This is a genomic window from Rickettsia endosymbiont of Culicoides newsteadi, assembly GCF_002259525.1.
Classification (GTDB): Bacteria; Pseudomonadota; Alphaproteobacteria; order Rickettsiales; family Rickettsiaceae; genus Tisiphia.
In genome coordinates this window covers 1-674 of sequence record NZ_MWZE01000180.1, presented here as the reverse complement: position 1 = coordinate 674, position 674 = coordinate 1, and the positions used below count along the sequence as shown (strand labels likewise).

Genomic DNA, 674 nt, shown 5'->3' with positions numbered 1-674 from the left:
CTGGTTTAGTGATGAATGAAAATGATGATATCAATGATAATATTTTAACTAGAGGATTATCTGAATTATCATTGCAAGCTTTATCTGATGGACAATTTACACGTATTACTTTAGCTAATACTTGTACTGTCAAATTACCAAAAGATTTAACTTTAACTAACCATCAACAGCAAAATTTAGAAAACGCTATTGTTGCAGTTTATGGTTATGTTAAAATTGTTTATCAGCAATTACCAGCCACTTATAAAAAATTAGGTTCATCAAGATTACCAGATGAAATCTTTTTAACAGAATTAGATCAAAATTCTGTTTGGTACAAGATAAGAAAAAAGTTAATTGCTAATTTTGGTGAACATATTGATAAATCTTGGTTTTCTAAACTCAGAGCAGAGGAAGATGCTATCACACAGAAGCTGACTTTAATTGCTCCTACTAACTTTCTGAAGGATTGGATTAATAATAAATATGGATATGTAATTGAACAATTTTCCCAAGAATTAGGTTATCATATGGTAGAGTTATTGACTAAAGATCAAGTAAAACTTGTTGCATGAAATCGTTAAAGTAACTAAATTATAATTCCAGAACAAAACAATTTAGAGAACGTTCGCTGAGCTGTGTCAGTATAGAATATCATAGTTTAAAATTCAACCTATCAGGGAAGAAAATATCTA

General features: G+C 28.9%; 1 protein-coding gene. It reads left to right on the top strand.

Going from position 1 to position 674, the window contains the following annotated elements; all coding sequences use genetic code 11:
• Positions 1–554, top strand: a 554-nt coding sequence (locus RiCNE_RS07155; protein WP_275656758.1) for a DnaA N-terminal domain-containing protein, incomplete at its 5' end; no start/stop codon positions are given.
• Between the last annotated feature and the right edge of the window lie 120 nt (positions 555–674).